11 protein-coding genes are annotated in these 9799 nt (G+C 41.3%); 2 read left to right on the top strand and 9 right to left on the bottom strand.

Going from position 1 to position 9799, the window contains the following annotated elements; all coding sequences use genetic code 11:
• The first annotated feature begins 166 nt into the window (after positions 1-166).
• Both ACZFYI_RS10065 and ACZFYI_RS10060 read left to right on the top strand, forming a co-directional pair.
• Entirely contained in the window at positions 167-1225 is a 1059-nt protein-coding gene (locus ACZFYI_RS10065) for an aminotransferase class I/II-fold pyridoxal phosphate-dependent enzyme (protein WP_462523999.1), read from the top strand.
• Between the two features lie 73 nt (positions 1226-1298).
• Positions 1299-2537 carry a serine hydrolase gene (locus ACZFYI_RS10060; protein ID WP_462523998.1) on the top strand — a complete coding sequence of 413 codons (1239 nt, stop codon included), beginning with the start codon at positions 1299-1301 and terminating at the stop codon, positions 2535-2537.
• A 341-nt stretch (positions 2538-2878) separates the two neighbouring features.
• On the opposite strand, the gene ACZFYI_RS10055 is transcribed toward ACZFYI_RS10060, so the two are convergent.
• From ACZFYI_RS10055 to ACZFYI_RS10015, 9 genes are all read right to left on the bottom strand, one after another.
• Entirely contained in the window at positions 2879-3622 is a 744-nt protein-coding gene (locus ACZFYI_RS10055; protein WP_462523997.1) for a 1-(5-phosphoribosyl)-5-[(5-phosphoribosylamino)methylideneamino]imidazole-4-carboxamide isomerase, read from the bottom strand.
• Positions 3623-3791: 169 nt separating this feature from the next.
• On the bottom strand, positions 3792-4826 hold the full coding sequence (locus tag ACZFYI_RS10050) for a WD40/YVTN/BNR-like repeat-containing protein (RefSeq protein ID WP_462523996.1): 1035 nt from the start codon (positions 4824-4826) through the stop codon (positions 3792-3794).
• 85 nt (positions 4827-4911) lie between these two features.
• Positions 4912-5358 (bottom strand): DUF2214 family protein, encoded by a 447-nt coding sequence (locus ACZFYI_RS10045; RefSeq protein WP_462523995.1) that lies wholly within the window; start codon positions 5356-5358, stop codon positions 4912-4914.
• 195 nt (positions 5359-5553) lie between these two features.
• Positions 5554-6453, bottom strand: coding sequence for a DUF5777 family beta-barrel protein (locus ACZFYI_RS10040; protein WP_462523994.1), 900 nt, complete (start codon positions 6451-6453; stop codon positions 5554-5556).
• Complete coding sequence (locus tag ACZFYI_RS10035) at positions 6453-7004, bottom strand: YceI family protein (protein WP_462523993.1); 552 nt, start codon at positions 7002-7004, stop codon at positions 6453-6455. The genes ACZFYI_RS10040 and ACZFYI_RS10035 overlap by 1 nt, the downstream gene beginning before the upstream one ends.
• Before the next feature lie 31 nt (positions 7005-7035).
• The gene (locus ACZFYI_RS10030; RefSeq protein ID WP_462523992.1) at positions 7036-7422 is read right to left on the bottom strand and encodes a hypothetical protein; all 387 of its coding nucleotides are present in this window, start codon (positions 7420-7422) and stop codon (positions 7036-7038) included.
• A 4-nt stretch (positions 7423-7426) separates the two neighbouring features.
• Positions 7427-8140 (bottom strand): c-type cytochrome, encoded by a 714-nt coding sequence (locus ACZFYI_RS10025; RefSeq protein WP_462523991.1) that lies wholly within the window; start codon positions 8138-8140, stop codon positions 7427-7429.
• A 19-nt stretch (positions 8141-8159) separates the two neighbouring features.
• A complete protein-coding gene (locus ACZFYI_RS10020) occupies positions 8160-8561 on the bottom strand; it encodes an OB-fold protein (protein ID WP_462523990.1) in 402 nt (133 codons plus the stop codon).
• Positions 8562-9271: 710 nt separating this feature from the next.
• Positions 9272-9799: hypothetical protein (locus ACZFYI_RS10015; protein WP_462523989.1), on the bottom strand; the 528-nt coding region annotated here is incomplete at its 5' end.

Raw genomic sequence — 9799 nt, 5'->3', positions numbered from 1 at the left:
GCGGTTCACTGGATTGTAGGTTGCGTTTTGAGGTAATAGGAAAGCATGGATTCATAACCTTTTCTCCTTTTAAATTTTTAGCTTAGTTTTGGATCGGGTTTAGTCTTTACCCATTTGTCTGCCCTTTCCCAGATTATCCGCTTCTTAGAATCAATATACCCTAATAATGAATCCTTTTGACCTCCACTCCAAAATCGGCAGAACCGTATTCCAAGATGACAGGGAGTTTCTGTTTTTTAGCGGAACGGCCTATCTGGGCATGGGAGGAGTGGAAGCATTCGAAAAACTGGTCATTGAAGGCATAGCCAAATACGGCATCAGCCACGGACTCAGCCGGGTCAACAATGTCCGGCTTGCTGTCTATGAGCAGTTTGAGGTGTTTTTTGCAACAAAAGCCAAAGCGGAAAAATCCCTCGTTTGGAGCAGCGGCTTCCTTGCAGGTACTGCCGCAGTCAATTACCTGAAAAAAGATGCCCATCAGGTTTTCATTGCGCCGGATACACATCCTGCTGTGTTGGCAGAGGGACTTCATCCCTTTCCCAACCCAAGTTTTGATTATTGGATCAGCTATTGCAAGGAAACCTGCGAATTACTGCCTACCTCCAATATCCTGATTTTGGCCAATGCAGTAGATCCGCTTAAGCCTGATGTCCATGATTTTGATTGGATCAAGGAATTGCCATCCAAACACAATTATACTTTGCTTCTTGATGACAGCCATGCTTTTGGGATTTTGGGTGAGGATATTTTTGGGACCTATAGCCAATGGAAAAACCTACCGGTGAATCTTGTCATCTCAGGTTCCTTGGGAAAAGGACTTTCCCTTCCTGCCGGAATCATTTTAGGGGAAGAGAAAACCATTTCAGGAATTTCACAGCTGCCGATTTTCCGTACTTCCTCGCCACCGACACCGGGATTTTTGCAGGCATTCCTGCAGGGACAGCATCTTTTTGAAGCGCAGCGCACAAAATCCAAATCCAACCTCAGCCTTTTCAAAAGTCTTTTGAGAACGGATTCCGCTTTCCTTCAATCCGGGGATTTTCCTGTTTTCTCTTTTTCCGATCAAAGTTGGGCTGATGCGCTCGAAGCAGCAGGCATTATTGTGTCTTCCTTTCCATATCCAAAACCGACAGATCCTTTTGCAAATAGAATTGTGGTTTCGGGCGGTCACGAAGAATCCGATTTACTCCTCCTCCACAAGGCAATTTCCAATCTTAAACGGTGATTTTTTGAATCTGATGTTTGGGTTAAAAACCGAATATGGCTTACTTGAGGACAAATAGTCAAACTTGAAGCCCATGTTACAAAAACCACTTTGTCTTTTCATTTTCGGAATCCTGCTTTTTTCCTGTTCCCAAAAAGAACCTGTTCCGTTTGAGGATATTCCTGAAAGCTTTCCTGTGTTGAAAAAGGTTTTGGAAAATCCGGAGACCTTCAAGGCACAGATTCTATACACAAGGATAGACCGGGATTCTTTGGGCAATCCGGTTTTCATAGATTTCAATGTGGGATTGGATGACCAAACCTACTTTTATCCGGCAAGCACTGTCAAACTTCCTGTAGCGATTTTGGCCTTGGAATGGTTGGCAACACAAAATATAGAAGGGCTGACTGCGGAAACCACCATGCTGACGGACTCGGTGAGGCCTTCCCAAATCCCCGCTTTGGTTGACAGTTCGGCAGAAAATAACCTGCCGAGCATTGCCCATTATATCAAAAAAATCCTGCTCGTCAGCGACAATGATGCTTACAACAGGCTCTATGAACTCTTGGGCCAGGATTATATCAATACCAAACTCAAGAAAAAAGGCTTTGCAAATACCATCATCAACCACCGACTCAGCATGCCGATGAGCGAAGTGGAAAACAGACACTTCAATCCCATCCGGTTTGTGGATAATTCGGGTAATGTTTTGTTGGAAATCCCTGCAAGGGAAACATCCGAAGTCTATGCCAATAGGAACCATCCGACTATTGGCAAGGCATATTATAGCGGAGGTGAGTTGGTCAATGAGCCGATGGATTTTACATACAAAAACAAATTTGCGCTTTCTGACCTTCATAGCGTCGTCCAAAGGATGGTATTTCCTGAGAAATTTTCTTCCGGACAAAGATTTCAGATCAGCGAATCAGACCGGTCATTTATCCTGAAATACATGTCCATGCTTCCCATGGAAAGTGATTTTCCCAAATTTGGCCTTCCGGAATTTTATGACAGCTATTCTAAGTTTTTCAAATTCGGAACGGACAAAACCCCGATTCCGGCAAGGTTCAGGATTTTCAACAAAACAGGGAATGCATACGGGCACTTGTTGGACAGTTCGTATTTTGTAGATTTTGAGACGGGAACGGAGTTTTTTGTGTCTGCAGTCATCTATACCAATGCCGACGAAACCCTCAATGACGATATCTATGAATATGATTCGATCGGCTTTCCGTTTTTTGCGGAGTTGGGGGAATATTTATACCAATTGGAATTGAAGAGGAAAAAGGAAAGGAAGCCCGATCTTTCCCCATTTCGGTTCAGCTACAAATAACGTTTCCCGCCGATTTCGCAGATGGAATGGAAAGTCAGTGGGGACACTGACTCAGGCGGTGGCTTTTGCAACACTAACTTTGGCAAAGGAAATTATCTGCGTGTTCTGCGGGACCAACTTATTAGATTCTGAAATATTCTCCCGCCGATTTCGCAGACTTCCGCAGATGGAATGAACAGATAAGGTGTACTTCGCCCATGGCAGTGTCTTCACTGCCATTAAATGTAAAATAACTTCTCAAAAGGGAAAGTCAGTGAGGACACTGGCTTAAGCTGACAATACAAAAAAAGCCAACGGTTCTTTTCCCTTGGCTTTTAAATTAATATTTTTTGTTTGCTTTACTAAGCATTCTCGGAGATGAACTTGTCCAAATCTTTAAGGGTAATCAAACCTTCATAGAATGCTCTCCCAAAAACTGCAGCTGTGACCCCCATGTCTTTCAATTTTTTGAAATCGTCAATATTTCGTACCCCACCACTGGCGGCAAGGTGAATCTTTGGATATTTTTCCACAATTCTTTGGTACAATTCGAAATTCGGCCCTTCCATCACTCCGTCTCTGGTGACATCAGAAACCTTCACGTACTTCAAGCCCCTTTGGTAAAAATTTTCTATGTGGTCAAATAGGTCTATTTCTGTTTTTTTCAGCCAACCCCTTGTTTTGATTTTCATATCTATTGGATTGGTATCTGCTGCCAAAATGATTTTTTCACGGCCATAAGTTACCAACCATTGTGCAAATCTTTCCGGATAGGAGGCTGCAACCGATGATGCAGTGATGGTTTTTGCTCCGTATTCGAAGCATTTCAACAAATCCCCATCTGTAGAAATTCCTCCTGTGAAGTCTACGATCAAGTTGGTATAACCAGCTATCGCCTCAAGAATATGGAAGTTCTTTGGTTCTCCTCTGCGTGCGCCATCCAGATCCACCAAGTGAAGCCACTTGATGCCATGGTCTTCAAATGCCTGTGCCACGGCGAGTGGATTGTTGGAAATCACTTCCTCTGTGGCAAAATCCCCACGTTTGAGACGGACGCATTTACCATTGATGATCCAAATTGAGGGGATGATGTCAAAATCAGTCATAGCTCCAATAGGTTGGGTTTGGGAAATTAATGAAATCCCTGACAGGCAAAGTTCAAAACTTAATTACTAATCAGGATTTTAAAGATAATACAAGAAAGCAGAATTTGACAATAGCCTCACTAAACTTTACCTATTTTTAAATTTTGGAAAAGAATGGCAGACAAATCTCTCAATAGACTAGCCTTGCTATTTTCCCTTTGGCCCCTGAAGCCCAAATGGAAGTGGTGGTATGGTCAATTTTGACTGCATGGAATCCCTCTTCTGAAAATCTCTCCCAATCATCTCCCCTGTTGGTGGAAAAATCGGAACCGTTTGGTCCTACTGTCACCAGCCATCCGAATCTGGAGTAAAACTCTATTCCAGACCGATACCCGCTCGGCAGCTTTCCGGGAATCAGATTCCATGTTTTTCCTTTGTCCAAAGAAACCATACAGTTGTTATAGCTCAAATCTGCTTGGGCATAATCTCCGCCGACAGCCACTATGCCTTCTACATCAATTCTCACCATAGAAAAAATACCTTGGGAATCTTCATTTTGCACAATGGGTGTGGGGTATTTTTCCCAATGGAATCCATTGTCCGGTGAATGATAGATTTTACTGTCCTTTCCCGCACTGGCAAACCAGATATTGTCTCCGTCTGCCAAAATCCCTGATCCGCTTGCCGCAAAGGAGCCACCTCCTACCGGACCAGGAGGTGAAGATTCCATCCACTTCCATGTTTCTCCAAGGTCTTTGGTTTGCAATATCATCCACTTTCCCTCCACCACATCTCCAATGGCATATCCAGCGTTTTTATAAAACGCCATTCCATCAAGAAAAGCCCCCTCGGGACCTTGGTATTTTTTCTCCCAGGTTTTTCCCCCGTCGATCGTTTTGTAAATGACGGCAGGCTGACCGGAGGCCATTGCGATAGCGGTATTGGCATCAATTCCCTCAATATCCCTGAAATCAACAGAGTCAAGCCCATCGATGATTCCTGATTCCCAGGTTTCTCCGGCATCCAAAGTCCTTAACCATGTTCCTCCCGATCCGCTTGCCCAGACAATCTGTTCGGTAATCGGAGACAGACCACGCAATGAGGCGGTGGTTGGGGTTTCTATTTTATCCCAACCTAGGGGTTTCTCAGAAATAACCGTATTTTTTGATTTGCTACAGCTGACAAGGAGAAACAGTAGCAGAAAAACAGTGGCGTAATTTTTCATAGTTATGGTTTTTATTTAGCCAAAAAGTCCAAAATCATAAATTTTCATTGGTAGGAAGTACAACAGAAATTTTGGGTTTTTGATTTCATCCTGTGCTTCCAATTCCTTTAGCCATCAAGCCGGCAAGAATCGGAATCACAAATAAAAGCAACAACTCCATGCGCACCATCCAAAAAATGGCTTTTGGTACCTGAATATTTTCTTCTGGGTCGCCGTTTTTATTTTTGATAAAAAAGACTGTAGGGTAAATCGAGAGGATGCCTATGATGACAAACAAGGTAAGCTTGGTATGAAAAATTGGGTTTTTGCTGTAAAATTCAGTGGGTTTGCCAAAACCTCCCAACCAAAGGGTCATTCCGACAGCCAACAAAACAATTACCCCAAGGGCATAAATCCCATCAATTTTGGCTAGTCTTCCGATATCTGAGCGTGAAATGGTTTCTTTCAGCAATAGATGCTCAGAAACAAGTGCGCCCACTATGGTGAAAATACTGATAAAATGAACGTAGCGGAGGAGGATTTCTGTGGACATATACTATAAAAGTATAGGATTATCCGCAATATTCCAGCGGTAATCCCTTCTCTTCTTTTTGCCGGAGGAAAACAGGATCAAGCAATTTTGAAAAAGAACAGCATGCACTTCCCGTGCTGTCAAATATTAGGCTTCAAAATTATTCCTGAAAGACAGCTTAGTGTAACCTCATCCAATTTAAAAAGGCTGTTAAAACTATTCTCCGGAAGGTGTCAGTTTTGGTTTTTTGAGGGTAAAGACCCTAGAAATAGTGAATCCCAGCCTGATATCCCCTTTGAAGAAATTGCCGGTGGTCTCGGAGATAAAACTTCTCTCCGTCATGCCGTCAGAGTTGGTAAGGTTGATTTGGAATACATGGCCGCCGGTTTCAATGTCCACACCCAATGCGATGGAGTTTGTGGTTCCAGGCAACTTATATTCCGGTAGCTGATAATAATACTCGGCGTTGAAACTGATGCGTCGGCTAAGTTTGATCCTTCCTCCAACTCCCACAGCAAAAACATCATTGGGGTCCTCTGCTCCTTCTACTAAATTATAGTGGATCATAGTTGGCATAACCTGAAGGGAAAGTCCTTCGCTGAATTTCCTTCCAATGAGTACTTGCCCAGAATAAAACAAGTTGGAGGTTTGGTAATTAATAATATTTGGGTTGTCAAACTTAATGGATTTATACATGATAGATCCCACCGCACTCAAAGTGATCGGGCTTCCGTTTGTAGCTTGTCTGATGATTTTATATTTGGTAAATCCGTCATATTGTTTTTGGTAAGTACTCCTTCCGATACCGATCATCCAATTCTTTGTCAGCCCATAGTCCAGACCCAATCGCATCGTAGCCTGGTCCAGACCAAATAATTCGTATGCCCCACCGTTGATATAGCCAAACCTATGGGAAATCCTGAAATCAAGTACTCCGGGGGCCACATTTTCAATAGAATGTCCTTGGATGATCCTGGTGGTTTTGAAGGTGGCGATGGTAAAATCACGCTTGTCATCGTCTTTCATTTCTTCCTCAAGCATGCTCATCAAATCCTCCTGTGCCATAGCGGGCAGAAAGGCAAAAAGCATCATTACAAGAATTTTTAAAGTCTTCATCAGGATTTTGGTTTATAGGCGCAATTCACTTTGATGGAAATCTGCTTGGCAATTTTGTCTGCTACCAATGAGGGAATTTCAATTTCAAAATCATTCAGTTTGATGTCAAAATCGGATTCAACATTGATTCCATCTTTTTTGACTTGGATGGTTCCCGTTGAGCTGACATGTTTTTTAACCCCATGAATCGTCAAATCTCCCTCCACCTTTGCCTGGTAATTTCCTTCTTTTTTGAAATCGATCTCTGAAAGGTTGGTGATTTTTCCTTGGAATGTTGATTTGGGAATCTTCCCTGATTCCATGTAATTTTCGTTGAAATGCTCCTCCATCAGGGCTTTTTCGAAATGAAAGCCTTTGACCAAAATGGCAAAGACAATTTCGCCGGTATCCGTATTGATCATACTGGTAACTTCGTTGTTGACTCCTTCTATATTCTCGATAGGCGTCTCAGAATAAAATGATACTTGGCCTGTGCGGGTCATGAATATTCCCTGGGCCATACTTCCAAAGCCGAAGACTGTGAATCCAATTAGGCAAATTAACTTTTTCATATTTTAAAATTGTTTAGTAGAGATCAAGGCATCAGTTATTTAGCTTTCCGGAATTGATCCAGTTTTGGATCTGTTCAATCTGGCAGCTGCTCATCTTGCCGGAATTTTTGGGCATGGCGGAAAATCCTGGAGAATGGTTGATACTTCCCATCAGACTTCCATCATTTACATATTTCAACACCTCTGCATAGGTGTCTAATTTAATCCCCGCAGAGGCGGAATTCCCGGCGTGGCAATTATTGCATTTGTTGTTCAAAATCGGGAGAACATCAGCCGAAAATAAGGGGCTGACTGCAGGGGTACAGTTTTGCAGGTCAGGATAAAGAATGGCTTCTTTGTCATAATAACAACCCGTAAGGAAAAGACAAAAGGAAAAGACAATTCCTATTGACAGGGTAGTTTGTATTTTAAATTTCATGTCATTAATTGTTTGGAGCTCCGGCACTTACCCAACTTTTGATTTGGGTTATCTCGCAATCTTGAAGTTTACCTCCTTGGGGCATTGCCACAAAACCCTGGGCATGGGTGATACTTCCTACCAGTTTACCATTAGCAGCTTGGGTTTGAACCGCCTTGTGGGTAGATAAATCAATATTGCCTCCCAAGGATCCCGGTTTATGGCATCCGACACAATTGGTTGCCATAATAGGCTGTATGATAGCTGCATAAGTAAACAGAGAGGGGTCACACCCACAGTTGCAGTCTGTGGTATTTTTGGCGCCTTCATTGATCCAAAGTTTGATGGCATCCTTTTGGGCTTGGGATAGCGGTCCGTCAGGCGGCATCCTGTCACTTCCCGTTGCAAACAATACTTTATAAAGTTTGCTGTTATTGGCATTTCCCTTAGAAATCCCCTTTTTCATAATATTGGTATAGCTGTCTAGGACATATCCATCTTTTTTGCTCTTAGAATCATGACAACCACTCCGTGCACATGATGAAAGAAAAATGGGTAGAATACTGCTTTCAAAGCAAACAGACCCATCACTGAGGCAATCATCTGTTGGCGGGGGCGGGGGCTCATTGTTCGAGTCAAGGGAACTTAGGAAGGGTTCATGGACACATGATCCAAAAAAGATCAAAATCCACAATGCGAATAGGCTTCTGCTATTGCTGAGTACAGGTGATTTTTTCATAGCCTTGGACTGATTGGTTTCATTTGGTAATTATTGCTCTGTTGATAACCACATCGGACAGGTACCCGACACAGATTCCTTTAATCGATACGGTTGCGCCGATTTCAATACCTTTGCTTTCACCCTCCATTGTGCAACTGACCCCAAACATCGGGTTGTCAGTGACCAAAATGATGACTGTTTTTCCTTCCTGGTTGGTGAGGATTTCGGCAACTTCACCCCGGACTTCGATTACCTTGTCGAGAAACTCATTGTTTCCATCTGCTTCATTGGCTTCAAACCTCTCAAACAATTCTACGGCACTGATTTCGATGGCCTCTTCATCCATCACCGAGCGATGGGATTTATTAAACAAGTTGTACCCCACCATTCCTGAAATGGAGATTACTAAAAGGCCCAATATTAGGAAGCGTTTTTTCATATACCCATTGTTAAATGTTAAGTCTATTCCAATTAAAGCAAGGCCATGTCGCCCCAAACTTTATTTGGCGTGAAAAGAATCAAAGAAATGATATTTGTAACTAGTTGGGCGAAAATCAATAATCTAACGTGATGCCCTGATATAAATTATTCTATTCTTGTTTGGGTTATTCTATTTGTTTCCGGTCTTAATAAAAAAGAGGGCTAGCGGATACCAAATAAATTTCAAGAATAGGATGTATACCTTGCGAGATCAATTTAGGTAATGATATTTCGGAATTTACAAGTTTCATGCCAAAAAAATAGCAGTATCTCCTTCAATCATGATTTTTTCTTTGGAGAAATTATTTCATCACGAAATCAAATTCTAAAATCGGTAAAGACGACTTGTAACATTGAATATTTACCAACAACTACGTGTAAATTTCTAGAAATTTTGTCTGCTTTTTGAGCATGATTTTTTCCAACATCGAAGACAGATACTTTTTGAAGTGGTAAAATCCTTAAGCCAAAACCAAGGGGAAGAGCTGATTTCAGGAAATTACGTCTGTTGGTAATAATGAGCTTAAGTAAAAGTCAGGAAGGTGAAAATTCTATTTCGCAGTATATGTAAATATGCAAATTATCTAGTACCCTGATGCACCTCAAAAAGGAATTGTTAGAAACTGGATATTCATAGCTATTGGACTTGAAGTTACTTTTTAGATTTTTTTACTGAATAGCCCATATCAACAAATCCAAGGTGTCACAGTCCTGTCTATCCTTTTCTGATTTAAAACCAGTGTTTTGCATAATATCTACGATTTTATATTTCAGCTTCGATTCTTTAATGTCTTTATACATATCGTCAATACACTCTGAATAATTATGAAATTTCTTAAAGTATTTACTGTTAAGTTTTCTTTTAATTGCTTCGTCTTCATTATTCATATTTCTATTCAAAACGGTTGAATTAAAAATCATAGCATATGTATCAGGATATGTTTTCAATGTTTCTAAAACGAGAACCATGTTCAGTTTACTATATGGAGCAGTATTAAAGAATAAATCTTGGTGAGTTTTATTCATTTCCTCCGAGTAACTGTTTATTTGTCTTTCATAAATTGATTTTAAAGTGTAAATCATTTTAAAATCATCTTTATCAATTTCTTGTAGTATCGTTTTTTTCAAACCATAATATTTAGGAATAATCCGATTATTTAGATCTGCATAAAACTCAATTCTCATTTCAACTTCCAT

Source organism: Aquiflexum sp. (assembly GCF_977115555.1).
The sequence above is the reverse complement of the archived record's forward strand: the minus strand, read 5'-3'. Positions and strand labels throughout refer to the sequence as shown.